The sequence below is a fragment of the Streptomyces sp. SCPE 10 genome (genome assembly GCF_051980735.1).
Classification (GTDB): Bacteria; Actinomycetota; Actinomycetes; order Streptomycetales; family Streptomycetaceae; genus Streptomyces; species Streptomyces misionensis.
The window spans coordinates 4,377,710-4,403,655 of sequence record NZ_CP197069.1 but is presented as its reverse complement, the minus strand read 5'-3'; the positions used below and the strand labels follow the sequence as shown (position 1 = coordinate 4,403,655).

Annotated in this window: 25 protein-coding genes; 12 read left to right on the top strand and 13 right to left on the bottom strand. The window is 71.2% G+C overall.

The genetic code is table 11. From position 1 onward, the window contains the following. Window positions 1–99: 99 nt before the first annotated feature. Together ACSP97_RS20440 and ACSP97_RS20435 are read right to left on the bottom strand one after the other, a co-directional pair. Window positions 100–1,086, bottom strand: coding sequence for a polysaccharide deacetylase family protein (locus ACSP97_RS20440; RefSeq protein WP_355324578.1), 987 nt, complete (start codon window positions 1,084–1,086; stop codon window positions 100–102). A gap of 28 nt (window positions 1,087–1,114) precedes the next feature. Further along, window positions 1,115–2,137 carry a glycoside hydrolase family 11 protein gene (locus ACSP97_RS20435; RefSeq protein ID WP_355145174.1) on the bottom strand — a complete coding sequence of 341 codons (1,023 nt, stop codon included), beginning with the start codon at window positions 2,135–2,137 and terminating at the stop codon, window positions 1,115–1,117. Window positions 2,138–2,446: 309 nt separating this feature from the next. Here ACSP97_RS20435 and ACSP97_RS20430 point away from each other — a divergent pair, with 309 nt between their 5' ends. Beyond that, window positions 2,447–3,271, top strand: coding sequence for a DUF4253 domain-containing protein (locus ACSP97_RS20430; protein ID WP_382014185.1), 825 nt, complete (start codon window positions 2,447–2,449; stop codon window positions 3,269–3,271). Window positions 3,272–3,314: 43 nt separating this feature from the next. Here the strand turns inward: ACSP97_RS20430 and ACSP97_RS20425 are convergent, their stop codons facing one another. Further along, window positions 3,315–4,688, bottom strand: a complete 1,374-nt coding sequence (locus tag ACSP97_RS20425) for a helix-turn-helix domain-containing protein (RefSeq protein ID WP_440553699.1) — start codon at window positions 4,686–4,688, stop codon at window positions 3,315–3,317. 176 nt (window positions 4,689–4,864) lie between these two features. Between ACSP97_RS20425 and ACSP97_RS20420 the strand changes: the two genes are divergently transcribed. Then, on the top strand, window positions 4,865–5,638 hold the full coding sequence (locus ACSP97_RS20420) for a DUF4232 domain-containing protein (protein WP_388295258.1): 774 nt from the start codon (window positions 4,865–4,867) through the stop codon (window positions 5,636–5,638). An 86-nt stretch (window positions 5,639–5,724) separates the two neighbouring features. Here ACSP97_RS20420 and ACSP97_RS20415 read toward each other — a convergent pair whose 3' ends face one another. From ACSP97_RS20415 to hemB, 3 genes are all read right to left on the bottom strand, one after another. Continuing rightward, complete coding sequence (locus ACSP97_RS20415) at window positions 5,725–6,360, bottom strand: NAD(P)-dependent oxidoreductase (protein ID WP_440553696.1); 636 nt, start codon at window positions 6,358–6,360, stop codon at window positions 5,725–5,727. A 22-nt stretch (window positions 6,361–6,382) separates the two neighbouring features. Next, the gene (locus tag ACSP97_RS20410; RefSeq protein WP_440553694.1) at window positions 6,383–7,405 is read right to left on the bottom strand and encodes an LLM class flavin-dependent oxidoreductase; all 1,023 of its coding nucleotides are present in this window, start codon (window positions 7,403–7,405) and stop codon (window positions 6,383–6,385) included. Between the two features lie 133 nt (window positions 7,406–7,538). Beyond that, a complete protein-coding gene (hemB, locus tag ACSP97_RS20405; RefSeq protein WP_355145164.1) occupies window positions 7,539–8,531 on the bottom strand; it encodes a porphobilinogen synthase in 993 nt (330 codons plus the stop codon). Window positions 8,532–8,736: 205 nt separating this feature from the next. Here hemB and ACSP97_RS20400 point away from each other — a divergent pair, with 205 nt between their 5' ends. From ACSP97_RS20400 to ACSP97_RS20375, 6 genes are all read left to right on the top strand, one after another. Continuing rightward, window positions 8,737–9,732, top strand: a complete 996-nt coding sequence (locus ACSP97_RS20400) for a phospholipase D-like domain-containing protein (RefSeq protein ID WP_355145162.1) — start codon at window positions 8,737–8,739, stop codon at window positions 9,730–9,732. Window positions 9,733–10,670: 938 nt separating this feature from the next. Continuing rightward, window positions 10,671–11,414, top strand: a complete 744-nt coding sequence (locus ACSP97_RS20395) for an IPT/TIG domain-containing protein (RefSeq protein ID WP_355145160.1) — start codon at window positions 10,671–10,673, stop codon at window positions 11,412–11,414. 117 nt (window positions 11,415–11,531) lie between these two features. After that, entirely contained in the window at window positions 11,532–12,584 is a 1,053-nt protein-coding gene (locus ACSP97_RS20390; protein WP_355330888.1) for an IPT/TIG domain-containing protein, read from the top strand. 182 nt (window positions 12,585–12,766) lie between these two features. Beyond that, complete coding sequence (locus tag ACSP97_RS20385; protein ID WP_355145156.1) at window positions 12,767–13,285, top strand: Ig-like domain-containing protein; 519 nt, start codon at window positions 12,767–12,769, stop codon at window positions 13,283–13,285. Between the two features lie 580 nt (window positions 13,286–13,865). Further along, window positions 13,866–14,951, top strand: coding sequence for a lytic polysaccharide monooxygenase auxiliary activity family 9 protein (locus ACSP97_RS20380; protein WP_355145154.1), 1,086 nt, complete (start codon window positions 13,866–13,868; stop codon window positions 14,949–14,951). A gap of 94 nt (window positions 14,952–15,045) precedes the next feature. After that, window positions 15,046–15,924 carry a class I SAM-dependent methyltransferase gene (locus tag ACSP97_RS20375; RefSeq protein ID WP_440553691.1) on the top strand — a complete coding sequence of 293 codons (879 nt, stop codon included), beginning with the start codon at window positions 15,046–15,048 and terminating at the stop codon, window positions 15,922–15,924. On the opposite strand, the gene ACSP97_RS20370 is transcribed toward ACSP97_RS20375, so the two are convergent. Beyond that, on the bottom strand, window positions 15,921–16,349 hold the full coding sequence (locus tag ACSP97_RS20370; protein ID WP_355532791.1) for a DUF5959 family protein: 429 nt from the start codon (window positions 16,347–16,349) through the stop codon (window positions 15,921–15,923). The two genes, ACSP97_RS20375 and ACSP97_RS20370, sit on opposite strands and share 4 nt — an antisense overlap. Then, window positions 16,306–16,818 (bottom strand): ATP-binding protein, encoded by a 513-nt coding sequence (locus ACSP97_RS20365; protein ID WP_435851917.1) that lies wholly within the window; start codon window positions 16,816–16,818, stop codon window positions 16,306–16,308. The genes ACSP97_RS20370 and ACSP97_RS20365 overlap by 44 nt, the downstream gene beginning before the upstream one ends. A gap of 151 nt (window positions 16,819–16,969) precedes the next feature. On the opposite strand from ACSP97_RS20365, the gene ACSP97_RS20360 reads away from it, so the two are divergent. Further along, window positions 16,970–17,803 carry a DUF5753 domain-containing protein gene (locus ACSP97_RS20360; protein WP_355532795.1) on the top strand — a complete coding sequence of 278 codons (834 nt, stop codon included), beginning with the start codon at window positions 16,970–16,972 and terminating at the stop codon, window positions 17,801–17,803. Next, a complete protein-coding gene (locus ACSP97_RS20355) occupies window positions 17,800–17,985 on the top strand; it encodes a DUF397 domain-containing protein (protein WP_382014257.1) in 186 nt (61 codons plus the stop codon). Before ACSP97_RS20360 ends, ACSP97_RS20355 begins: the two co-directional genes overlap by 4 nt. A gap of 73 nt (window positions 17,986–18,058) precedes the next feature. Here the strand turns inward: ACSP97_RS20355 and ACSP97_RS20350 are convergent, their stop codons facing one another. The 5 genes from ACSP97_RS20350 to ACSP97_RS20330 all read right to left on the bottom strand — a co-directional run bounded on the left by ACSP97_RS20350 (window position 18,059) and on the right by ACSP97_RS20330 (window position 23,726). After that, the gene (locus ACSP97_RS20350) at window positions 18,059–19,768 is read right to left on the bottom strand and encodes a bifunctional uroporphyrinogen-III C-methyltransferase/uroporphyrinogen-III synthase (RefSeq protein WP_355145144.1); all 1,710 of its coding nucleotides are present in this window, start codon (window positions 19,766–19,768) and stop codon (window positions 18,059–18,061) included. Continuing rightward, window positions 19,765–20,724 (bottom strand): hydroxymethylbilane synthase, encoded by a 960-nt coding sequence (gene hemC, locus ACSP97_RS20345; protein WP_440553688.1) that lies wholly within the window; start codon window positions 20,722–20,724, stop codon window positions 19,765–19,767. The genes ACSP97_RS20350 and hemC overlap by 4 nt, the downstream gene beginning before the upstream one ends. Continuing rightward, complete coding sequence (locus ACSP97_RS20340; protein WP_440553686.1) at window positions 20,721–22,391, bottom strand: glutamyl-tRNA reductase; 1,671 nt, start codon at window positions 22,389–22,391, stop codon at window positions 20,721–20,723. The genes hemC and ACSP97_RS20340 overlap by 4 nt, the downstream gene beginning before the upstream one ends. Further along, on the bottom strand, window positions 22,388–23,155 hold the full coding sequence (locus ACSP97_RS20335) for a redox-sensing transcriptional repressor Rex (RefSeq protein ID WP_355145138.1): 768 nt from the start codon (window positions 23,153–23,155) through the stop codon (window positions 22,388–22,390). The genes ACSP97_RS20340 and ACSP97_RS20335 overlap by 4 nt, the downstream gene beginning before the upstream one ends. 280 nt (window positions 23,156–23,435) lie before the next feature. Beyond that, a complete protein-coding gene (locus ACSP97_RS20330) occupies window positions 23,436–23,726 on the bottom strand; it encodes a glutaredoxin family protein (protein WP_355145136.1) in 291 nt (96 codons plus the stop codon). Between the two features lie 110 nt (window positions 23,727–23,836). On the opposite strand from ACSP97_RS20330, the gene ACSP97_RS20325 reads away from it, so the two are divergent. Further along, the gene (locus tag ACSP97_RS20325; protein ID WP_355145134.1) at window positions 23,837–24,775 is read left to right on the top strand and encodes an HAD family hydrolase; all 939 of its coding nucleotides are present in this window, start codon (window positions 23,837–23,839) and stop codon (window positions 24,773–24,775) included. 319 nt (window positions 24,776–25,094) lie between these two features. After that, on the top strand, window positions 25,095–25,883 hold the full coding sequence (locus ACSP97_RS20320; RefSeq protein WP_070022641.1) for an ECF subfamily RNA polymerase sigma factor, BldN family: 789 nt from the start codon (window positions 25,095–25,097) through the stop codon (window positions 25,881–25,883). Window positions 25,884–25,946: the final 63 nt, after the last annotated feature.

Here is a 25,946-nt window from a genome sequence, read left to right as displayed (position 1 = left end):
GAACTCGGCGCCGCGAAGCCGGAGTTCCGGCCGGGCGAGGAGCGGTGGACGGTGCTCCTCGGCCCGGCCGGACACCCGTTCTGCATCACGGCCCAGGGATCAGCTCGCCGTGCAGCTGAACGTCGGCCAGGTGGTGGAGCCGTTCTTCTGGATGGTCAGCCCCCAGTTGTCGCCGCTGCCGTTGGGCTTGGCGACCAGCACCTGGGCGCTGGGATAGCTCGCGGTCACGTTCCAGGTGGCGATGACCTTCTCGGGCGCCGGTACGTTCGCGGTGACGGTCCAGTTGCCGGAACCGCTCACCGAGACGTTGAGGTTGTACCGGTCGTCCCACACCTGGCCCGCGGTGACGGCCGCCGTACAGCCGCCGGTACCGCCACCACCGCCACCGCCCCCGCCCCCGCTTCCACCGCCGTCCGGCGCGACGGCGCGGCCGGTCTGCGGGGAGATCATGCCCGCGCACATCCCGCGGCTCGCGAGGTTCTGGGCGATCCGCGGGATGGCGGCCAGGGTGTTGGCCGGCCACTCGTGCATGAGGATGACCTGGCCGTTGCCGAGCCGGGAGACGGCCTGGACGATGGCGTCGGTGCTGGCGCCGTTCCAGTCGCCCGAGTCGACGTCCCAGATCACCTCGGTGAGGCCGTACTTGGCCTCGACGCTCTTCAGCGTCGCGTTGGTCTCCCCGTACGGCGGGCGGAACAGTTTCGGCGTTCCGCCGCCGGCACTCGCGATGGCCTGCTGGGTGCGGGAGATCTCCGAGTCGATCTGGGCCTGGCTCATCTGGATGAGGTGCGGATGGGTGTAGCTGTGGTCGCCCACCCACATCCCGGCGTCGATCTCGGCCTTGACCTGCGCCGGGTACGAGGCCGCGTACTGGCCCTCGTTGAACATGGTGGCCCGCAGCCCGTTCTGCTTGAGCGCGTTGAGGACGGCCGGTGTGTGGTCGTTGGACGGGCCGTCGTCGAAGGTGAGTCCGACGTATCCGGAGCAGGTGGCGGCCTGCGACGGTGCTGCTCCGACGGTCAGGGTGCCCGCGGTCGCCGCCGCGAGGGCGGCGGTGACGGCAAGGGCGAGTCTGGCGGTGCGCATACGTGTGCTCCTTCTTGGGACCGGGGCGTCAACTCGCCGAACAGGACACCGTGGGCCAGGTCGTACTGCCGTTCTTCTGGATGGTCACGCCCCAGTTGTTGCCGTTGCCGTTGGGTTTGGCGACGAGCACCTGGCTGCTGGGATAGCTGGCGCTGACGTTCCAGGTGGCCATGACCTTCTCCGGGGACGGCACGTTCATCGTCACCGTCCAGTTGCTGGAGCCGCTGACCGAGACGTTGAGGTTGTACCGGTCGTCCCACGACTGGCCGGCCGTGATGGTCGCCGTGCAGCCCCCGGTGCCACCACCACCGCCGCCACCGCCACCACCGCCGCCACCGCCCGAACCCGAGCTGTCCAGCGTGATGTTGGAGTTGCCGCTGCTCTGGTAGCCCTCGGTCGCCATGATCATGTAGTAGTTGAAGCTGCCCAGGTTCATCCCGTGGCTGGCCCAGGCGTCGAAGTGGTTGCCGGTGGTGATGGTGCCGCCGGTCCGCTTGGTCTGCCGCACGCTCCAGTACTGGTTGAACGTCTTGGTGCCCTCCACGGACGGCGCGTTGGTGCGGGTCGTCTCGTAGATGTCGTACGTCCCGCCGTCACTGGTGACGGTGCCCTTGTAGGTGCCGGTGGGCCGGTAGGTGCCCCAGTTGTCGACGATGTAGTACTCGACCAGCGGGTTCGAGGTCCAGCCGTACAGCGAGAGGTACGCGTTGCCGGACGGGTTGAAGGTGCCGGAGTAGGTGACGGACCGGCGGCCGCCGTTGCTCCAGCCCTTGCCCGCCACGAAGTTGCCGACGTTGCTCCAGTTGGTGCTGTAGTTGCCCGCGGAGCCCAGGTTCATGGAGACGGAGCCACCGCCGTCGGTCCAGAACGAGTAGTAGTAGCCGTTGTTGGTGCCGGTCTGGTTCGTGGTGATGACCGTGTCGGCACGGGCGATCCCGGTGCCGGGCAGGGTCAGCGCCCCCACGGCGAGCAGGACGACGGCGCAGACACCTCTGAAGAGCGAGGTGAGACGGCCCAGCGGACCGCGTTCTCTTCGGCTGCGGATCTTCATGGACGTGCTTCCTCCTCATGGAACGGGGTGGGGCCGGATGAGGGGTGGAGCGACGCGCTGCGCGATGGGGCATCAGTGTTGGGTCGTCCGCAAGGACAGTCAATGGTTTCGGTAGAAATTTCGAAACATTCGCTTCATCAAGTCGTAATGTCTGTCTGCGTTTTGGCAGGTCGGACCGCGGTTCCGAGGGGTGTCACAGGTTCCGCAGAAACTCGGGGGACGACACCGCGGGAATGGTCTGAGCGCATGTCGAAAGTTTCGAGGCCGTGAGGCGATGCGTTGTCAGACCCTGCCCCTACAGTCACCGGCATGGCGACTCTTCCCAACCCGCTGCCCCGGCTGGCCACCGAGCCCAGCGGGCGTTCCGTGGGGCTTCGGCTGCCGCCCGGCAGGCTGATCGACGAGACCCGTGACGGCCCGCACCACGAACCCCTGCTCTGGGTCGCGGACAAGCCGGCCGCCCCCGGCACCTGGACCGCGCTCGGCGCACCCGCCGCCCGCGCCGGGCTGCTGCCGGTGCTGGTGGAGACCGGAGGCCCCCAGGGCGCCCCGGACGAATGGGACCTCGTCCCGGCGCACACGTCCTACCCCGGGGACCACGACCCGGAGGAGGTCCTCGCCGACCACTGGGAGGCGGACTGGGCGGACGCGGACGGCGAGTCCGCCGGCACGCTGGCCCCGTTCGCGGCCGACTGGCCCGGGACCGCCCCCGCCAAGCGGCTCACCGTCGACCCGGGCACCTGCGCGGCGCGCGCCGCCGACGAACTGACCGCGGACGAACGCCAGTCCGTGTTCCCGGAGCCCCGCCTCGCCCTCGTGCCCGCCCGGCGCTCCGCCGACATACCGGCCGCGCTCGGCTGGAGCGGCCCGGTGAACCACGACGGTGACGTGGCCCGGCTCTGCGCGGTCCTGCGCTCCTGGGAGGACCGGTTCGGTATACGGGTCGTCGCCCTCGGCTTCGACGCCCTGCTGCTGTCCGTGGCTGCCCCGCCGACCGACCCGGCGGAGGCCGAGGCCGTCGCGGCGGAGCACTTCGCGTTCTGCCCGGACAACGTCATGCAGGGCACCGGCACCCTGCGCGCCTACGCGAAGGAGCTGGTCGGCGAGACCACCTGGTTCTTCTGGTGGGACTGACCCGGGACCGCACGGGACGGAAGCGGACGGGGGGAGGACCGGGTCACTGCTGCGCGGGCGCCCACTTCTCCCCGCCCAGCGGAAAGGCGTACGCGGGCCGCCCGTTGTTGCCGCTGGTGCGGAACGGCCGGCCCTTGTCGCCGATCTCCAGGGTGCCGTGCCGCCCGCCGCTGGACCAGGAGAGCTCCAGGTACCAGCTGACGTCGTACGCCGACGCGTCCGCCGTGATGTAGAAGACCTCCGGGTCCGACTCGCTCACGCTGAACGGGAAGCCGCGCTGCCCGGCCACCGGCTGGACGGCCGGGCGTACGGCGTCCAGGGCGACGGTGAAGGAGTGGGTGGGCACCCCGGCGCCGCAGCCGACGCCGGGGTAGCCCATGGCGTAGTCGTTCCAGGCGAGCGGTGCCCGCTTGCCCGCCATCCGTACCGAAAGCCCCTCCAGCACCACGGTGTCCCGCCCGCTGCCCTGCACGGTGAGCGTCACGAACTGCTCCCCGGCCGACACCGCCTGGTGCACGGCCACCCACGCGGGCGCGCCGTTCTCGCTGGGCGGCGGGTTCACATCCTCGGGCGGCCGGTTGATCAGGTAGTGCTGGGAGCAGGGGCTTTCCCAGGAGTACGGGTGGGTGGTCACCGTGAGGGGGACCGCCGAGGCGGGCGCCTGCCCGCTGGTGTCGGAGGGCGCGCTCGTGGCGGCGTCCGGTCCGCCGGCGTTGCCCGGGGTGGCGGAGGCGGAGGGGTGCCGGGCGGACGGCGAGGCGGAGGGTGAGCGGCTGCCCCGGGGGCGGACCGGTCCGGCACCGGTCGCCGGCGCCCGGTCGGAGGCGGCGACCGCCGCGGGTTCGGCGCCCTTGCCATCGTTGTCCTGGTTCCCGCCGGGCACGACCAGCGCGACGGCCACGGCGCCGAGTACGGCGGCGCCGGCCACCGCCGCCAGCAGGACGGGGCGACGGCGGCGGACGCGGGGAGCGGGCGGGGCCGGATCCGGCGCCGGGCCGCCCACCGCTGCCGCCACGGACTCCGGGGCGGGGGCGGGGGCGGGTTCCGATGGCGGATCGGCCTCCTCGGCCGGCGCCCCGGCACCCTCTTCCGACCCGGAAACCTCTCCAGCCACCACAGCCTCGGAAGCCTCGGCGGTCACACCCTCACCAGCGGCCCCCTTCTGTCCGCGCCGCGCATCCGCCAGCACCCAGCTCCGGTGCAGTGCGACGAGTTCCCCGGGCGTCGCCCCGCACAGCCGGGCCATGCGTTCCACGGGCGCGTAATCCGTCGGTACCGCGTCCCCGTTGCAGTAGCGGTGCAGCGTGGACGTGCTCATGTGGAGCCGTTTGGCGAGCATGCCGTAGCTGTGTCCGGAGCGGTTCTTCAACTCCCGCAACAGCTCGGCGACTCCGGTCCCCCCGGCGCTTTCCGACACGGTCCTTCCCCTCCCCTGTCCCATTCCCCCGTTCCAGGGAAGGGACGTTCTTGCAGGTCACAGCCCATTTGACCGTTCCAGCGTCCCGGATGCTCCGCCGGGGCTGGCGGGCGGGACGAACGGCCCCGCAGGCTGTGGACATCCAAGCACTCCACGACCAGGAATCGAGAAGCGCCATGCTCAACTCCCGGATGCGCCGCACCCGTACGCCCCTGCTCGCCGTCGCCGGCGCCGCCCTCGCCGCCCTCGCCCTCACGGCGTGCGACAGCGGTACGGGGACCCAGGACGAGGGCGCGGCCAAGCACTCCTCGTCGGCGGCCACGAGCGAGGGGACGCCGAACGCCAACCAGCCGTCCGCCGACGCGAAGGGCGGCGAGGACGCGACGGGGGCGAAGGACGGGACCGGATCCGGCACCTCCTCGTCCGGCCACGCAAGCGCCAGGCAGTCCTCCACCGGCACCCACCGCGGCTCCTCGGGCTCGGGTTCGGGTTCCGCCGCCTCCGAGCCGTGGGACCCCGCCAACCGGGTGCTGTGCAACGGCTCCAACACCCGCGTCACCGCGCAGCTCCAGTCCCGTCCGCTCAACCACATGCTGCTCACGGTCACGAACACCGGCTCGAAGTACTGCGACCTGACGTACTACCCGGTGCTGCGCTTCGACGGGATGCAGTGGGCGCCGCAGGCGGACGAGTCGACCCACCCGCAGGCGGTGACCACCCTCGCGCCCGGCAAGTCGGGTTACGCGGAGGTCCGGCTGTCCGCCGCCGATGGCAGCGGCGACGGCGGCACGACGGGCCGCCGGCTGACCGTGTACTTCCAGGGCAAGACGCCGAAGAGCGACGGCGGCGCGACGGCGAACCCGACGCTGCCCGCGAAGGGCGTGTACTACGACAGCTCGCTGGAGGTCACCTACTGGCAGAGCGACCTGTCCAGCATCTCCGGCTGGTGACCCGCCCGCCGGGCGGGCTCGAGAGGGCCTAGGGTCTTTCGTTTGGATCAGGCCCCGCGAGCCCGGCGTGATCCAAACGAGAGGCCCTAGTAGGCGATGGAGATGTGGGCGCGGGGATGCGCGTCGCGCTCGATCTCGTCCACGACGGCGAGCGCGAAGTCGGCGCCGGAGATCTCCGACCCGCCCTGGTCGTCGTAGAACGCGACGTCCCCGCCGACGCGGTAGGTCCCGGTCCGCTCGCCGGCGGCCCAGGAGCCGTAGCCGGCCGCCGGGGAGACCAGGGTCCAGTCGAGCGAGGCGGGCGCGGAGCCGGAGAGCCATTCCCGGACCGTGTCCATCTCGCGCGCCTCGGACCGGAACTGCTCGGGGACGTCGCCCTCGGCGAACCGGGGCTCGCCCGGCGCGCGGCGCAGCGAGGAGAACCCGCCGATGACGATCAGCCGGGCGCCGTCGGCGTCCGCCGCGGCGGCGACGTCCTGGTAGAGGCCGAGCAGCCGGCCCACCAGGTCGCCGCGCGGCGACAGGGCCGCGACCACCGCGTCGTGGCCGGGGACCAGCCGTACGGCGTCCTCGGCCGGGCCGTGCGTGTAGGTCACCCCGTCGACCGGGGCCTTGGGCGTCGACCGTGAGTACGACGCCACCCGGTGGCCCCGGGACACGGCCTCCGCGGCGATGTTGGCGCCTGTGTAGCCGGTCCCACCGATGATCAGGATCTTGCTCATGGGCCGCTCCCGCCGGTCGGGGTCAGCGCCAGCCGAGGGCGGGCGCGACATGGGTGAGGATGCTCTCCAGGACATGACTGTTGTAGTCCACGCCGAGTTGGTTCGGCACGGTCAGCAGCAGCGTGTCGGCCTCGGCGATCGCCTCGTCCCCGGCCAGCTGCTCGATCAGGGCTTCCGGCTCGGCGGCGTAGGTGCGGCCGAAGATCGCCCGTGTGTCGGCGTCGAGGTAGCCGATGCTGTCGCTGCTGTCGCCGTCACGGCCGAAGTAGGCGCGGTCGCGGTCGTCGGTGAGGGCGAAGATGCTGCGCGACACGGACACGCGTGGCTCGCGCTCCCAGCCCGCCTCGGCCCAGGCCTTGCGGTAGGCCCGGATCTGCGCCGCCTGCTGGACGTGGAACGGCGCGCCGCCCTCGTCGTCCTTGACGGTCGAGCTCATCAGGTTCATGCCGAGCCCGGCGGCCCAGGCGGCGGTGGCGTTGGAGCCCGCACCCCACCAGATGCGGTCGCGCAGTCCCTCGGAGTGCGGCTCGATGCGCAGCAGCCCCGGCGGGTTGGCGAACATCGGGCGCGGGTTCGGCTCGGCGAAGCCCTTGCCCTGGAGCACCATCAGCAGCACCTCGGTGTGCTTGCGGGCCATGTCGGCGTCGGTCTCGCCCTCGCCGGGCGCGTACCCGAAGTACCGCCAGCCGTCGATGACCTGCTCCGGTGAGCCGCGGCTGACGCCGAGCTGGAGCCGGCCGCCGGAGATGAGGTCGGCGGCGCCGGCGTCCTCGGCCATGTACATGGGGTTCTCGTACCGCATGTCGATCACGCCGGTGCCGATCTCGATGCGCGAGGTCTTCGCGCCGATCGCGGAGAGCAGCGGGAACGGCGAGCCCAGCTGCCGGGCGAAGTGGTGCACGCGGAAGTACGCCCCGTCGGCCCCGAGCTCCTCGGCGGCCACGGCGAGGTCGATGGACTGCAGCAGCGTGTCCCGGGCGCTGCGGGTCCGCGAGTGCGGGCTGTCGGCCCAGTGGCCGAAGGAGAGGAATCCGATGCGTTTCATGCCGGGTGAACAGCACCCGAAACTAATTGATTCCTCAACCATCCCCGCCGTGCGTCGCCGGTGCCGGGCGGGACGACGACGGCCGGGCCGGTCCGGGGGTGATCCCGGACCGGCCCGGCCGCCGGTCTGATTCCTAGCGCAGCTGCCGAGCGACCTCGGTCGCCCAGTACGTGAGGATGTTGCGCGCACCGGCCCGCTTGATGCCGGTCAGCGTCTCCAGGATGGCCCGGTCCCGGTCCACCCAGCCCTTCTCGGCGGCGGCCTCGATCATCGCGTACTCGCCGGAGATCTGGTACGCGGCGACGGGGACGTCCACCGCGTCCGCGACCCGGGCGAGGATGTCGAGGTACGGTCCGGCCGGCTTGACCATCACCATGTCCGCGCCCTCGGCGAGGTCCAGCTCCAACTCCCGCAGGGACTCGCGCCAGTTGGCGGGGTCCTGCTGGTACGTCTTGCGGTCGCCGCTGAGCGAGGAGGCGACGGCCTCGCGGAAGGGGCCGTAGAAGGCCGAGGAGTACTTGGCGGTGTAGGCGAGGATCGCCACGTCCTCGCGGCCGATCTGGTCGAGCGCGTCGCGGATCACGCCGATCTGGCCGTCCATCATCCCGCTGGGGCCGACGATGTGGGCGCCGGCGTCGGCCTGGACCTGGGCCATCTCGGCGTACCGCTCCAGCGTGGCGTCGTTGTCGACGCGGCCCTCGGCGTCCAGCACCCCGCAGTGCCCGTGGTCGGTGAACTCGTCCAGGCACAGGTCGGACATGACGAGGAGGTCGTCGCCGACCTCGGCGCGCACGTCGCGCAGGGCGACCTGGAGGATGCCGTCGGGGTCGGTCCCGGCGGTGCCCTGGCCGTCCTTCTTGCCCTCCTCCGGCACGCCGAAGAGCATGATCCCGGAGACTCCGGCCGCCACCGCGTCCAGCGCCGCCTTCTTCAGGCTGTCGCGGGTGTGCTGCACGACGCCGGGCATGGTCGCGATCGGCACCGGCTCGCTGATGCCCTCGCGGATGAACGCGGGCAGGATCAGGTCGGCGGGGTGCAGGCGCGTCTCGGCGACCATCCGCCGCATGACGGGCGTGGTCCGCAGCCGCCGGGGACGCGTACCGGGGAAGGATCCGTACTTCGTCATGCCCCCTACGCTACGCCCGCGCACCCCCCGCCTTTACCGACGCACTGTCGGCCCCACGGCGCCCCATTGAGGGGCAAACCGGAACGCCGATACCGAGTTTTTGCGCCCCCCTGGCCATCTCTGGATCCGCACGCCTCCCCAGCGTTCTACGCGCGTGGTGTCATGCACCCGACATCCACCTCTGCCTCCCAAAAGGAGCCGCGCAATGCTGCGGAAGGCCCTCACCCGCGCCGCCGTCGCCCTCGCCGCCGGTACCGCCGTCGCCGTCGCCGCCGTACCCGCGAACGCGGCGAGCTACTCGGCGTTCGCCTTCTCCCGGGCCGGCACCGGCCAGCCCGCGATCTACGACTTCATCAACTCGGCCACCAGCAAGCTCGACATGACGATGTACGAGCTGGAGGACACGACGGCCGTCAACGACCTCGTCGCGCTGGAGAAGAAGGGGGTCGCCGTCCGGGTCGTCCTGGACCAGGCGCACAAGACGGCCAACAACGCGGCGTACACGGCGCTGAAGAACGCGGGCGCCGGTGTGGTCTGGTCGTCCACCGCGTACGTCTACACCCATCAGAAGACGATCACGGTGGACGGCACCAAGTCCCTCGTGCTGACGGGCAATCTGACCTCGCAGTACTACTCGACCAGCCGGGACTACGGGGTGTTCACCGACGACACCCGTGACGTCGCCGCGATCGAGAAGGTCTTCGACGCGGACTACGCCGGGACCTCGGTCACCCCCACCGACGGCGACCACCTGCTGTGGTCCCCCACCGACTCGCGCAGCCGGCTGGTGTCCTTCATCAACGCGGCGACCAAGACACTCGACGTGCAGGAGCTGGAGTTCAGCGACAGCACGGTCGTCAACGCGATCGTGGCCCGCGCCAAGGCGGGCGTGAAGGTCCGCGTCGTCCTGGAAGACCCGTCCAGCTACGCAAGCGAGGTGTCGGCGGTCAAGGCGGCGGGCGGCACGGTCGTCGGCTACTCCGACCCCAACGGCTTCTACATCCACGCCAAGGCGATGGTCGCCGACTACGGGCTCGCGACCCAGGAGGTCGAGGCCGGCTCCATGAACATCAGCAGCAACTCCCTCGCCAACAACCGGGAGCTGGGCATCATCCTGACCGGCACGGGCGTGGCCCAGCCGGTCGCGCAGACCATCGAGACGACGTTCGCCGGCGACTACGCGGGCGGTACGGCGGCGTAACCGCACGACGGGACACCGACGGCCCGGGTGGGGCGGCGACTTGGCCGCCCCACCCGGGCCTGGTTCCGCCGCCTGCGGATCCGCTGGGAGACACGCGACGACATCCCCGGAGCCTTCCTCACCCTCGGATGCGCACTCGTCCGCCGGCGACGCCTGAAGCCAACCCGACAGGAGTTCTCAGCGTACGGAAGCCCCGTGCGCGGCCGGGAGCCATCAGGCCGCGCAGCGGGACGGGTACCGAGGTCGGCGAGCCACGGGGCGGGGCGGCGTGGCCGGGGCGAAGGTTCACGCCATGGCCGCGGCCGGAAGCCGAAGTCGACGTGGGCGGACGGGGCGTGGCGGGGTGTACGGCACGTGCGTGAGGCGGGTGCGGCGCCGAGGCTCAGGCGATGCGTAAAGGAGAGCGGGATGGCAGGGGGAAGCGGCTCTCGTTCGGCGGGGTGAATTTTTGTGTGCGGGCGTCGAGGGGGCGGAGCAGACATGACAAGGCGCGTCGTGCGCGCGGGGCGATCACGGCTGGTGAAGTCCGATAAGTTCATGGATCTTGGAATATTCATTCCGTATATGCGCCTGGTTACGCCTCCGTGGGACGGTCTGGCGGATTTGGGTTCCTGTTGTGACGCCTTGCCACCATTACGGCGGGGTGTGTTACTTGGTGTATCCGTCTCAGCGGACAGGTGCCCCCCGCGGAAGCGTGTGGGCCCGCGGGGGCGCACTGCCTGAGTGCCCGTCGGCATTCCCTTTTTCCTGAGACCTCGTGTGTGATCCTCGGCGGCGGCCCGCCCACCATCGCCGGCCGGGATCCATTGCAAGGCCTTCGGGATCCCACCTGGCCAGTGGCTGTGGAAGCCGACGCATGTGCCCGTGGACGGCGGAGTCGCATCACCTGATCGTGCTCGGTCGCACCCTGTCGTGCCCCGAGTCAAGAGGAGTCCGTCATGCCCATCAGTCCGAACCAGGGTTCCAGTGGTGGTGGCACGCTTGTCACCATCACCGGGACCAACTTGTCCGGCACGACCGCGGTGCACTTCGGCACCCGGTCGGCCACCTCGGTCACCAACGTCTCCCCGACGCAGGTCACCGCTGTCTCTCCGTCCGGTAACGGCGTGGTCGGCGTCACCGTCACCACGCCGGGCGGCACGAGCAACCCGGTCTCGTTCTTCTACGTGGGAGCGCCCTTCAAGCAGTCGTTGAGCCCCACTTCGGGTTCGACCGCCGGCGGGGCGACCGTCACCATCACCGGCACGGGCCTGTCGACGGCCACCAGCGTGTCCTTCGGCGCCAACAGCGTCACGCCCACCGTGGTGTCCGACAGCCAGATCACCGCCGTCGCACCCGCCGGTGCCGCCGGCTCGGTGGGCGTCAGCGTCACGACGGCCGGCGGCACCAACAACGGCCTGTCCTACACCTACGTCGCGGTCCCGACCGTGACCACGGTCGCCCCGGCCGAGGGGCCGACGTCGGGCGGCACGGCGGTGACCATCACCGGCACCGGCCTCGCCGGCACGACCCAGGTCACCTTCGACGGTAACCCGGCACCCTTCACCGTGATCTCCGACACCTCGGTGTCGGCCGTCACACCGCCGGGAACAGCAGGCGCCGTGGACGTCGTGGTCAGCAACGACGCGGGCAGCGCAACCGCCGCGGACGGCTTCACCTACGTGGCGGGACCCGGCATCTGACCGGTGCTCTCGCCTGAGAGATGACATGCCGCGCTTTCCGCGGAGCCCCTCGGCTCCGAACGTATGGGGGCCGAGGGGCTTTCCGCCTTCCCCGCCATCGACCGCCAAGGAAAACCCATGAACGACGCACGCTCCACGTCGACAACCGAGCGCTTGGCCGCTCCAGCGGCAGGACCCGTACTGACCTCGGTCGTTCCTTCCACCGGGCCCGCTGCGGGCAACAACACCGTGACGCTCAACGGCAGCGGCTTCGCCGGCATCACCGCAGTCCTCTTCGGCACCACGCCGGCCCTCACCTACACCGTGAATTCCACGACGAAAATCACCGCGGTGGCACCGCCCGGCACGGGCAGCGTCGCCGTGACCGTCAAGAACCCCGGTGGCACCAGCAACGCCGTCACCTACACCTACGCCGCGCCCCCGACCCTGACATCCGTGTCACCCAGCCAGGGCCCGGCCTCCGGCGGCACGACGATCATCCTCACCGGCACCGGCCTGTCCTCGGCCACCGCGGTCATGTTCGGCGCCACGCCCGCCACCACGTTCACCGTCGACGCCCCCACCCAGATCACCGCCGTCACACCCGCCGGCTCCGGCCCGGTTCCGATCACCGTCACAACCCCCGGCGGCACCACGGGGCCGGTCTACTTCTTCTACCTCACCGCCCCCACCCTCATCTCCGTCACCCCCGCCCAGGGCCCCGCTTCCGGTGGCACCGGCATCACCCTGAGGGGCGCCGACCTGACGGGAGCCACTGCGGTCCTCTTCGGCGCCACCCAGGCCACCACCTTCACGGTCGACTCCCCGACACAGATCACTGCCGTCACCCCCACCGGTACCGGAACGGTGCCGGTGACGGTCACCACGCCCGGTGGCACCAGCAACCCTGTTGCCTACAGCTACGTGCCCACGCCACAACTGTCCGGCCTCTCTCCGACCCAGGGACCCGTCGATCCGGGAGCCGTGATCACCCTCACCGGCAGCGGTCTGACGACCACCACCACGGTCCGCTTCGGCACAGACCCCGCCGCGTTCACCGTGCTGTCGGACACCACGATCACCGCCTCGGCGCCCGCCGGGCCCCCCGGGACCGTCTTCGTCACCGTGACCACGCCGGGCGGGACCAGCAACTCCCTGCCCTACACACGCGTCTCCGCGCCCCACATCTGATCTGCCGCCTCTCGGGCTTCCGCAAGACGATGAAGGTCCAGCCCATGCGAAGGGGTGAACCTCGTCCGACTCGGCAGACCACGAACAGCATCTATCGCATATGCCAACAGAATGGTCATAAGGTGACGCTCCATCGGATAGTCGCGGGCGAAAAGGGGCTCACGACACAAAGGAGCAGTCACATGGCACGTAGACACCCACGCCGGCAGGGAACTCTCATCGCGACGGCCGCGCTGGCGGCCGTGGTCGGCTTGGCCACGCCGGCGGCGGCGGCGGACTCCTCGACCACCGTGCAGGCGTCGCCCTCGACGGCGACCGTCGGAAGCCCGGTGACACTCACCGCCACCGTTGCCTGTCCCCAGGACCCCACCGGCGGCCTGGGCGTGACCTTCTTCGACGGCGGCGACACGTTGGACACCGTCCCGGTCGATGCGAGCGGCCACGCCACCTTGGCCACGTCGTTCGGCACGACCGGCACGCACACCATCACGGCCGCCTACAACGGAAACCAGGTCGGAGGCGAAGGCTGCGGCGCCTCGAACGGCACCACCACCGTGACCGTGACCCAAAGCCCCACACCCCCCAACCCGAGCCCTTGCCTCCTCCTGTGCGCGCCGACTCTGGGAACGTCATTGATCAACTTCAGCACCGGCAACATCAACAACAACATCGGCAACGAAATCATCAAAAACCTCCACTGAGAACCCGGGACGTGCAGTGAGTCACTGCGCCCGAGACCAGTCACAGCCACCTGGGGGCGTCAAGACCGCCCTTCAGGCCGTACTTTCCGGATCATCCGATCCCGGCGGATTGGGCGAGCGGGCCGTTGGGGCTCATTCTCCGGTGCGGCGGCCGGGCGGGGAGTACTGACGGAGGCCGTCGTTCCACTCGGTGTGGTGATCGTCCGCGAGCTGTCCGGCGGATGGACGGCCGGGCCCCTTCCCGCACGCCGCGAGGCCGCTGTGGGGGCGTGGCCTCGGGCTCCCCCGCTCGGTGGTGTCGGTGATCAAGTGATGCTTGCCGCCGGTTCTGCGCAGCAGCGGCTCGATCACCGCCCACAACTCGTCGCGGCCTCCCGCGGCTTCGCACCCCTGATCATCACTCCCGGAGTGATCCAACCACCTCGAACATCACTTCGCGGGAGTTCTTAGTCCAAACGGTTTACATATCGTTTACGCGCCCCTACCCTCCGAAGGTGGGAGCGCTCCCATCGGTCTGAATGTCATGACCATGATCACGACACCGAACCCGAACCCGATCTGCGAGAGGTCACTTCCCCCCATGTTCAGACGCAGCAGAACGTCGGCGCTGCTCGCCGCAGTCGCCACCATGCTCTCCGCGTTAGGGCTGGTCTTCCTCGGCACGGGATCCGCGTCCGCCCACGGCGTCGCCATGTTCCCCGGTTCGCGCACCTACCTCTGCTACAAGGACGCCATCACCAGCACCGGCGCGGTCGACCCGACCAACCCGGCCTGTGCGGCGGCCATCGCGCAGAGCGGTGCCAACTCGCTCTACAACTGGTTCGCGGTGCTGGACTCCAACGCCGGCGGCCGGGGCCAGGGTTATGTACCGGACGGCACCATCTGCAGCGCCGGGAACAAGTCGCCGTACGACTTCAGCGGCTACAACCTGGCCCGCAACGACTGGCCGAAGACCCACCTGACCTCGGGCTCCACCATCCAGCTCCAGTACAGCAACTGGGCCGCGCACCCGGGTGACTTCCGGGTCTACATCACCAAGCAGGGCTGGTCGCCGACCACGCCGCTCGCCTGGTCGGACCTCCAGCTCGTCTCGACCACGACCAACCCGCCGGCGTCCGGCTCCCCGGGCACGGACGGCGGCCACTACTACTGGAACCAGGCGCTGCCCTCCGGCCGGTCGGGCGACGCGCTGATGTTCATCCAGTGGGTGCGGTCGGACAGCAACGAGAACTTCTTCTCCTGCTCCGACATCGTCTTCGACGGCGGCCACGGCGAGGTGACGGGCATCCGCGGCAGCGGCAGCACGACCCCGCCCCCGGACGGCGGCGGTACGACCCCGCCGCCCACCGGCGGTACCGGCTCCTGCATGGCCACGTACAGCGTGGACAGCTCCTGGAGCGGCGGCTTCCAGGCCACGGTCACGGTCATGAACCACGGCGACTCGGCCATCAACGGCTGGCACGTCGGCTGGACACCCGGCAGCGGTACGACGATCGGCAGCGTGTGGAGCGGCGTCCTGTCCTCCGGCTCGGGCGGCGCGGTGACGGTCGGCAACGCGGCGTACAACGGCACCATCCCGGCGGGCGGCACCACGACGTTCGGCTTCACCGCGACGTCGTCGGGCAACAACCTCCCATCGGGCACGTTGAGTTGCACGACCCCGTAGCAGGACCCGGCCTGCGGACCCCGTCTCGGGGCGTCCGCAGGCCCTTCCTCGCGCCGCGGCCGGGGCGCGAGGGGGTGGTGTTGAATGTGGCCCCATGAGCGAGAGCGGGCGTGCGGCGAGTTGGACGGCGGTGCTGGTCTGTCAGGGGCGGGCGGCGGCGGACGGGCGGGCCGGGACGGACCGGTTCTCGGATCCGGTGGCGGTCCGGTTGCTGCGTGACGCGGAGCGCGCGTCCGTGGACGAGGTGCGCGCGGGCACTCCGCCGAAGGGCTGGCGGGAGCGCACGGCGTACGAGAAGGTGCGGGCCTGCGGTGAGTTGCTGGTGCCGCGGACCGTCGCCATCGACGAGGCACTGCGCGCCCGCCCGACCGGCCAGCTCGTGGTCCTCGGCGCCGGTCTGGACACCCGCGCGTGGCGGCTGGCCGGACTCGCAAAGACGGATGTGTGGGAGGTCGATCACCCCGCCTCCCAGCAGGACAAACGCGCCCGCCTCGCCGAGGCCGCGCCCGCACCGCGGCCCGTCGCCCGTTCCGTGCGGTTCACGCCGGTCGACTTCGCCGTCGACGACCTCGGCGCCGCGCTGGACGCCGCCGGGCACGACCCCTCCGCGCCGACGAACTGGCTGTGGGAGGGCGTCGTCCCCTACCTCACCCGCGACGAGGTGCGCGCCACGGTGTCCGCGCTCGCCGCCCGGACGGCGCCGGGCAGCACGCTCGTCGTGAACTACCAGGCTCCTTCGGCGAGGGTGGCCGCCGGTCAGCTGCTGTCCCGGGTGCTCGGCGATTCCATCACCGCGGGCGAGCCGTGGCGCTCGCTCTGGAAGCCGCCGCAGCTGGCCGCGCTGCTCGCGGAGTACGGCCTGCGGGTGGTGTCCGACGACGATCTCCTCACCCTCGCGCGGGACCTCGGCGGCCCGACGCGCGTGCGGACGTCACTCCGGTCCAGCCGCGTGGCCGTGGCGGAGCGCGCCTAGCCCGACAGCTGCGGAACCCAGTGGTCCACGACCCGGCGCAGCCGCCGGCGGTGGTCGGCGATCCAGTCGTCCGGCGGGACGACGGGCACCCGCACGGTGACCATGGACCCGGACTCGTCCTCCACCACCACCTCCGGGCAGCCGCGCTCCCCGTCGAGCCGGACGAAGAGGGACGGCCCCCTGTCCATCTCCATCCAGGCCGCGTCGGCGCCCGCGTCGAGCCGGTCCAGCGCGTCGGCCCAGCCGGTCAGCCGGCGAGCCGACAGCGCGAGGTCGAGACGGCCGGACACGAAGGGCGTCCGGACGACGATCTCGGCACGGAGTCCCGCGCTCCACCTGGGGTCGAGTCCCAGCACGCCGACCGTGACGCTGTTGCCCTCGTCATCGGCGAGAGAGACGAGCCGCGTCGGGGGACCGTCGTCCATGCCTGTCCTTTCGTCGACTGCCGGAACCGGGGGGAGCGAACCCGCACTCCGCCCACACCGTCTTGCACGGAACCGGTCCCAGCCGCACGCCCCAGCGGTCGGCCAGTGTCCCGACCAGGAGGAGACCGTACCCGGACTCGGCCGGGGCGGCGGTGGCGGCCGTACGCACCGGAAGCGCCTCCGCACGCGTGTCCGTGACCTCGATGCGCAGGACGCCCGGCTCGGGCACCACGAGGGTCAGCCGGAAGCTGCGGCCCGGCACCCTGCCGTGCAGCACCGCGTTCGCGGCGAGTTCGGCCACGAGCAGCCGGGCCGGGTCCAACGGCACGTCCCACGCGTCCAGTTGCTCGGCCGCGAGGAGCCGCGCCAGACGGGCGCCCCGGCGCGTGGCCGAAAGCGGTACGGAGAACTGGTGCAGTGGCGCCTGCGCCCGCACGGTCTGCTGAGTTCGCTGATTCACATCACGCAGCGTGTCGGTGCGTGCGTAGCCTGTGAATACCAGTGGCCCGTGCGACCCCTGCCTGTCCGCACCTCCCCCGGATCCGTCCGGGCTGTACGGCGTGACCGGGCACGGACGGCCGCGGTTGGACCACCGAGGAAGCGGCGGGAGGGCAGCAGACATGAGCGACTGGGATGCCGAGCTGGAGGACGAGGAGGCCGGGGCCGTGATCCGCACGGTCGCCCGGCAGTTGAAGCTGTGGCGCGAGACGGCGGGCCTCACCCAGCCCGAGTTCGGAGCCCTGATCGGGTACGGCGAGGAACTGGTCTCCTCCGTGGAACGCAGACGGCGCATCCCCCGCCCCGAGTACCTGGACGCGGCGGACGAGGCGCTGGGGGCGAACGGCAGGATCTCCGCGATGAAGGCGGACCTGGAGGAGGTCCGCTACCCGAAGAAGGTACGGGACGTGAAACGCCTTGAGGCCGAGGCGGTCGTGATCAGCTCCTACAACAACTCCATCGTGGACGGCCTCCTGCAGACCGGAGAATACGCGCGGGCAGTGTTCAGCGCCCGCCGGCCGGCCTTCACCGCGGACGAGTTGGAACGGCACGTCGCCGCTCGGCTGGCACGTCAGGAGATCATCAACACCACAACCGCCGAGCCGCTCTTCAGCTTTGTCCTGTGCGAGTCGACGCTGCGGCGGCTGATCGGGGGCAAGATGGTCATGCGCGGGCAGCTCGAACGGCTGTTGGAGGTGGCCCAGTTGCCCAACGTCGACCTGCAAGTCCTCCCCCTCAGGAGTGAGGACAACTCGGGCCTCGACGGCCCCTTCCGGCTGCTCAAGCTCAAGGACGGTGCGACCGTGGCGCTGAGCGAAGCCGCGTTCATCAGCCGTGCGTTCAGCAGCCCCAGAGAAACCAACCTTGGTGATATGCGCTATGGGATCATCCGAGCCCAGGCGCTTACGCCTCGCGATTCATTGGCCTTGATCGAGCAAGTACTTGGAGAGACATGAGCCCCAAGCTGAAGTGGATAAAGAGCAGCTACAGCTCGTCCGACGGCCCGTCCTGCGTCGAGGTGGCCACCCCCGACGAAACCCGCGTCCTCGTCCGCGACTCCAAGAACCCCACCGGCCCCCGTCTCGCCCTCACCCCCGCCACCTGGGCGAGCTTCCTGCCGTACGCCGCGAAGCACTGACGGTGGAAAGCCGCCCGCCCACCCTTCGGCCAAGAGCCTCGGGTGGGCGGGTGGGCAAGGACCGCGAGGACCCTCAGGTCGTCGAACGACGCCTCCGCGCCCCCGGGCGCCGCTCGCTCGGGCGGGTCACCGGGTCGCCCGCCTCCAGCGCCGCGTCGCGTCGCTTGGCGCCGAAGTCGGCCAGGGCCTCCGCCAGCTTGTGGACGGACGGCTCCGGGGCCATGACGTCGACCCGCAGACCGTGCTCCTCCGCCGTCTTCGCCGTCGCCGGGCCGATGCAGGCGATCACCGTCACGTTGTGCGGCTTGCCCGCGATGCCGACCAGGTTGCGGACCGTGGAGGACGAGGTGAAGAGCACCGCGTCGAAGCCGCCGCCCTTGATCGCCTCACGGGTCTCGGCCGGCGGGGGCGAGGCGCGCACGGTGCGGTAGGCCGTGACGTCGTCGACCTCCCAGCCCAGCTCGATCAGACCGGCCACCAGGGTCTCCGTGGCGATGTCGGCCCGCGGCAGGAAGACACGGTCGATCGGGTCGAAGACCGGGTCGTAGGGCGGCCAGTCCTCCAGGAGACCCGCCGCCGACTGCTCACCGCTCGGCACCAGGTCCGGCTTCACGCCGAAGGCGATCAGCGCGCGAGCCGTCTGCTCGCCCACCGCAGCCACCTTGATACCCGCAAAAGCCCGAGCGTCAAGGCCGTACTCCTCGAACTTCTCCCGGACGGCCTTCACCGCGTTGACCGACGTGAAGGCGATCCACTCGTAGCGGCCGGTGACCAGGCCCTTGACCGCGCGCTCCATCTGCTGGGGCGTGCGCGGCGGCTCCACGGCGATGGTGGGCACCTCGTGCGGCACCGCGCCGTAGGACCGCAGCTGGTCGGAGAGCGAAGCCGCCTGCTCCTTCGTGCGCGGCACGAGCACCTTCCAGCCGAACAGCGGCTTGGACTCGAACCACGACAGCTGGTCGCGCCGGGCGGCGGCGGAACGCTCGCCGACCACGGCTATCACCGGGCGGCCGCCCTCCGGGGAGGGCAGCACCTTGGCCTGCTTCAGCGTCTGCGCGATGGTGCCGAGGGTGGCGGTCCAGGTGCGCTGGCGGGTCGTCGTACCGGCGACGGTGACGGTCAGCGGGGTGTCCGGCTTGCGGCCGGCCGAGACCAGCTCGCCCGCCGCGGCGGCCACCGCGTCCAGGGTCGTGGAGACGACCACCGTGCCGTCGGAGGCGCCGACCTCGGTCCAGCAGCGGTCGGAGGCGTTGCGGGCGTCCACGAAGCGCACGTCCGCGCCGTCGGCGTCCCGCAGCGGCACACCGGCGTACGCCGGCACACCCACCGCGGCCGCCACGCCCGGGACCACCTCGAAGGGCACCCCGGCGGCGGCGCAGGCGAGCATCTCCTCGGCCGCGTCCGTGTCGAGTCCGGGGTCCCCGGACACCGCACGGACGACCCGCCTGCCGCCCCGTACGGCCTCCATGACAAGATGAGCGGCATCCCGGGCAGGAGACGGGGCAGCGGCGGTGGCTGACGTGCCGTCAACGACCGTGAGCTGCGGCGTGCCCGTGCCCGGTGGCGACGTGGAGAGGTTCCCGTCGGTGTGCACGACGGAGACGCCCTGCCGCGCGTGCGTCCGGATCACATCGAGCACCTCGGGCTCGGCGATCAGGACGTCCGCGTTCGACAGTGCCTCCACGGCGCGCAGAGTCAGCAGTCCCGGATCCCCGGGTCCGGCACCGAGGAAGGTGACGTGCCCGTGTTCCGGACCGGCGGCAGGAAGGGCGGTGGGGCTCAATGTGCTCGCTCCCCCATCAGACCGGCCGCGCCCTGGGCGAGCATCTCGGTGGCGAGGTCGCTACCGAGTGCCAGCGCACTCTCGTGCGTCTGGGGCACGGGACCGGTGGTGGACAGCTGCACCATGCGGGTGCCGTCGGTGGTGCCGACGACGCCGCGCAGGCGCATTTCCTTGACAACCTGCCCGTCGCCCAACAGGTCGGCCAGCGCACCCACGGGTGCGCTGCAGCCGGCCTCCAGGGCGGCGAGCAGTGATCGTTCGGCGGTCACGGCGGCCCGCGTGAACGGGTCGTCGAGCTCGCCGAGCGCCGCGATCAGGTCCGCGTTCTCCGCGGCGCACTCGATCGCCAGGGCCCCCTGGCCGGGGGCGGGCAGAACCGTGTCGACCGACAGGAAGTCGGTCACCTCTTCGATGCGGCCGAGCCGGTTGAGGCCGGCGGCGGCCAGCACGACCGCGTCCAGCTCGCCTTCGCGGACGTACCGGATGCGGGTGTCCACGTTGCCGCGTATCGGGACCGTCTCTATGTCCAGGCCGTGGGCGCGGGCGTACGCGTTCAGCTGCGCCATGCGGCGCGGGGAGCCGGTGCCTATGCGGGCGCCGCGCGGCAGGTCGGTGAACTTCAGGTCGTCGCGTGCGACGATCACGTCGCGCGGGTCCTCGCGCACCGGCAGGGCCGCGAGGACCAGCTCCGCGGGCTGCCCGGTGGGAAGGTCCTTGAGCGAGTGAACGGCGAAGTCGACCTCGCCGCGTACCAGCGCCTCGCGCAGCGCCGCGACGAACACGCCGGTGCCGCCGATCTGCGCGAGGTGCTCGCGGGAGGTGTCGCCGTACGTGGTGATCTCGACCAGCTCGACGGGCCGGCCGGTCACCTTCCGGACGGCGTCCGCCACCTGCCCGGACTGGGCCATGGCGAGCTTGCTGCGCCGCGTCCCCAGTCGAAGTGCCTTGTCACTCATGCCGGTCGGTCCTTCGTTTCCGTGCTGTCCCCGGCCCGGGAGACGGAGGCGACCGTCTCGGGGTCGAGGTCGAACAGGGTGCGCAGCGCGTCCGCGTACCCGGCGCCGCCGGGCTCGGCCGCGAGCTGCTTGACCCTCACCGTCGGCGCGTGCAGCAGCTTGTCCACGACGCGGTGCACGGCCTGGCGGATCTCGCCGCGCTGGCGTTCGTCCAGGTCGGGCAGGCGGCCGTGCAGCCGCGCGATCTCGGAGGCGACGACGTCGGCGGCCATGGTGCGCAGCGCGACCACGGTCGGCGTGATGTGCGCCGCCCGCATGGCCGCCCCGAAGGCCGCGACCTCGTCGGAGACGATACGCCGTACCTGGTCCACGTCGGCCGCCATCGGCGCGTCCGCGGAGGCCTCCGCGAGCGACTCGATGTCCACCAGGCGCACCCCGGCCAGCCGGTGCACGGCCGCGTCGATGTCGCGGGGCATGGCCAGGTCGAGGAGGAAGAAGAAGGGCGCCGGACGCTCGGCGACCGGCTCGGGACGGCGCCGCTCGGGGATCCGGCCCGCGGTCGCGGCGGTCGCGGCGAGCGCGGTGATCAGCTCGGCGTCCGCCTCGGGCGCACGACCGCCCGCCGGGCGCGTGTTGCCCCCGGCGGCCCAGGCCGCGTGCTGCTCCAGGGTGGCCGCGTCCATGCCGGCCACCGCGGCCTCGCCCAGCACGGAGAAGCCGGGCTGTGCGGCGGCCAGGTCCAGGGGGCAGTTCTCGTCGGCGGTCGGCTGCGGGGCTCCGGTCGGCGCGGCCGCCGGGGCGGCGTCGGCGACGGCCGGCTGCCCGGTGCGGCCCTCGACCGCCTGCGCGACCGCCTCCGCCGTGAGCACCAGACCCGTCGCCCCGGTACAGGAGACGACGACGTCGGCACGTGTCAGCTCGTCGCCCACGGCGTCCATCCGTACCGCGCGGGCGGTCACCGCGTTGTCGTCGGCCTCGTGCAGGATCTGCACGAGCCGCTCGGCGCGCTCGAAGGTCCGGTTGGCCACGGTGATCTCGGCGACCCCGGCCCGCGCGAGCGTGGCGGCGGCCAGCGAGGACATCGAACCGGCGCCGATCACCAGCGCCTTGCGGCCGGTCGCCCAGCGGCGGACGTCGCCGCCCGCGGCCAGCTGCTCCAGACCGAAGGTGACCAGGGACTGGCCGGCGCGGTCGATGCCGGTCTCGGAGTGGGCGCGCTTGCCGACCCGCAGGGCCTGCTGGAACAGGTCGTTCAGCAGCTTGCCCGCGGTGTGCAGCTCCTGGGCGCGGGCCAGGGAGTCCTTGATCTGGCCGAGGATCTGCCCCTCGCCGACGACCATCGAGTCCAGACCGCAGGCCACCGAGAACATGTGGTGGACGGCCCGGTCCTCGTAGTGGACGTACAGGTAGGGGGTCAGTTCCTCCAGGCCGACGCCGCTGTGCTGGGCGAGCAGCGTGGACAGCTCCGCGACACCGGCGTGGAACTTGTCCACGTCGGCGTACAGCTCGATGCGGTTGCAGGTGGCGAGCACCGCGGCCTCGGTGGCGGGCTCGGCGGCGACCGTGTCGTGCAGCAGCTTGGTCTGCGCGTCCGCGTTCAGCGCCGCCCGCTCCAGCACGCTGACCGGGGCGCTGCGGTGGCTCAGTCCGACGACGAGGAGACTCATGCCGGCATCACCGCGGGTACGTCCCCGTCGGGGCCCTGGTCGGTGGAGTCGTCGCGCGGGGTGACCGCGGCGGGCAGGGCGCCGTCACCGGCGGCGGTCTCCTCGCCGGACTTGCGCTGCTCGTGGAAGGCGAGGATCTGCAGCTCGATCGACAGGTCGACCTTGCGCACGTCGACGCCGTCCGGCACGGACAGCACGGTCGGCGCGAAGTTCAGGATGGAGGTGACACCGGCGGCCACGAGCCGGTCGCAGACCTGCTGGGCGGCGCCGGCCGGGGTGGCGATCACACCGATGGAGACGCCGTTGTCCTTGATGATCTTCTCGAGCTCGTCGGTGTGCTGCACGGGGATGCCGGCGACCGGCTTCCCGGTCAGCCCGGGGTCGGCGTCTATGAGCGCGGCGACCCGGAAACCGCGGGAGGCGAACCCGCCGTAGTTGGCGAGGGCGGCGCCGAGGTTGCCGATACCGACGATGACAACCGGCCAGTCCTGGGTGAGGCCGAGTTCGCGGGAGATCTGGTAGACGAGATACTCCACGTCGTAGCCGACACCGCGTGTTCCGTAGGAGCCCAGGTAGGAGAAGTCCTTGCGCAGCTTCGCGGAGTTGACCCCCGCCGCCGCGGCCAGCTCCTCGGAGGAGACCGTGGGTACCGAGCGCTCGGACAGCGCGGTCAGGGCTCGGAGGTACAGCGGAAGCCTGGCGACGGTGGCCTCGGGAATCCCTCGGCTGCGGGTCGCCGGTCGGTGTGTTCGGCCAGTTGCCACGGTGCTCCTGCGGGTAGAGCGGGGCTGCGGGCGGTCGTACGTACCCAGACCGCCCCGTCGAAAGCAGGCTATGTCTTTGTGAACGCGTGCACAAAGATGGTGTCCGATTTGCCCGGCAGAAGTGACCGGGGTCACGCATCTTTCACGCCGTTGGCGGGAACCAGCGGCCACCCACCGGCGTGCCTTCATTACTGGGGGCAAAACCGCCCACGCTCCTCACGAATCCTGCCCCCGAGACACAACCGCCCATCGATCCTAAGCGAATTCCGGCTCAGTTGGACTACTCGGTCAGTGCCCGACGCAGCCGGTCCGCGTTCACGCGCCAGAAGGTGTGCTGCTCGCCGTCGATCAGCACGACGGGGATCTGCTCCCAGTACCGGTCGTACAGCGCCTCGTCCTCGGTGATGTCCTTCTGTTCCCAGGGCACCCCGAGGTCCCCGCAGACCTTCTCGATCACGGCCTGCGCGTCGTCGCACAGATGGCAGCCCGGCTTGCGGACGAGGGTGACCAGCCGCTCACCGGGCTCGGGCTTCTCGGTCTTGCGTCGGAAGAGTGGACTCATACCGGCCATTCTCGCGCGCCACCCGCCACACGCCGGTTTAACCGTCGCCTCACCCAGAGTTCACGGCCTTCGAACCTCTCGGCTCCGGAACCACCGAACGGACTGGCTATGCTCACGACATGGCCGCTCTCGGATGGCTCACTCCCCGTAGGCGCTCCGCCACGGCGCGGAGCGTGTTGGCAGGCGAGGCCTCGGCGGAGGCCGCCCGCAAGTCCTCCCAGGAGGCGGAGGAGGCCCGGCCGCAAGCGCCCCTGACCCCGGAGGAACCGCAGTTCCCGGTGGTGGGCGACGACAAGGCCGCCGCGTTCTTCGACCTCGACAACACCGTGATGCAGGGTGCCGCGATCTTCCACTTCGGGCGGGGCCTGTACAAGCGGAAGTTCTTCGAGACCCGCGACCTGGCCCGGTTCGCCTGGCAGCAGGCCTGGTTCCGGCTGGCCGGCGTCGAGGACCCCGAGCACATGCAGGACGCCCGGGACTCGGCACTCTCCATCGTCAAGGGCCACCGCGTCGCCGAACTCCAGACCATCGGCGAGGAGATCTACGACGAGTACATGGCCGACCGCATCTGGCCGGGCACCCGCGCCCTCGCCCAGGCCCACCTGGACGCGGGCCAGAAGGTGTGGCTCGTCACGGCGGCCCCGGTGGAGATCGCCACGGTGATCGCCCGCCGCCTCGGCCTGACCGGTGCGCTCGGCACCGTCGCGGAGTCGGTCGACGGCATCTACACCGGCCGGCTGGTCGGCGAGCCGCTGCACGGCCCGGCGAAGGCGGAGGCGGTACGCGCGCTGGCCATGGCGGAGGGGCTGGACCTCTCCCGCTGCGCCGCGTACAGCGACAGCCACAACGACATCCCGATGCTCTCCCTCGTCGGCCACCCCTACGCCATCAACCCGGACGCCAAGCTGCGCAGGCACGCCCGGGAGAAGGACTGGCGGCTGCGGGACTACCGCACCGGCCGCAAGGCGGCGAAGGTGGGCATCCCGGCCGCGGCCGGCGTCGGCGCGGTGGCCGGCGGCACGGCCGCGGCGATCGCCCTCAGCCGACGGCGTCGATAAATCCGCACCTCACCGCGAGCGGCGCCGTCCTCCCAGGCCAGACCGGCGCAGGCGGCCGGAATTATGCCGCGGTCACTTCAACACGCACTCGACTTTGCCGAAAAACGTCGCCCCTCGGTCACCAAGTGATCAGATTACGGAACTTGAGAGGGCGCCAATCGGTAACAGATGCGACGCAATCGATGATTTGAGCAACTCGGTGTAGCAGGCCCTGCACGAAGCGTTATTCTCCTCAGACGCAAACCGGTACCCCTCCGTCGCTACGACGGGTGAACGGTTCCGCACTGCACGTGATGAAAGCTCTGCCTCTGGGAGTCCCGTGTACCCACACGTCGGGGTTGACGCCTCGGGCCTGGCTACGCTGCGCGCAACTGTCGCAACGGTCAAAGAGACGCTGCGCGGCCTCGTCCCCACCGCGCACGCCGTCCCCGCCTTCGCCACCGCCGCGCCCACCGGCCCGTGCTACGCACTGGCCGACGGCGGCGCCGCCGTCGGCAGACGAGGGCGGTCCGCCGGTGCCGGCTCCGCCGCCACCGCCCGCCGCCCGGCCGCCGACAGCGACAGCGCCCGCATGATGGACCTGGTCGAGCGCGCCCAGGCGGGGGAGGCCGAGGCCTTCGGCCGGCTGTACGACCAGTACAGCGACACGGTCTACCGCTACATCTACTACCGCGTCGGCGGCCGGGCGACCGCCGAGGACCTGACGAGCGAGACCTTTCTGCGCGCCCTGCGCCGGATCGGCACCTTCACCTGGCAGGGCCGCGACTTCGGCGCCTGGCTGGTGACGATCGCCCGCAACCTCGTCGCCGACCACTTCAAGTCCAGCCGCTTCCGCCTGGAGGTCACCACCGGCGAGATGCTCGACGCCAACGAGGTCGAGCGCTCCCCGGAGGACTCCGTCCTGGAGTCCCTGTCGAACGCCGCGCTCCTGGACGCCGTACGACGGCTCAACCCGCAGCAGCAGGAGTGTGTGACGCTCCGCTTCCTCCAGGGGCTGTCGGTCGCCGAGACCGCCCGGGTCATGGGCAAGAACGAGGGCGCCATCAAGACCCTCCAGTACCGCGCCGTCCGCACCCTCGCCCGGCTACTGCCGGACGACGCCCGCTGACCGCGGGCAACCGTCAACTCACCTACGGTGAACGCGGGTTGCGTTTCCGGACCGATCGTCCGG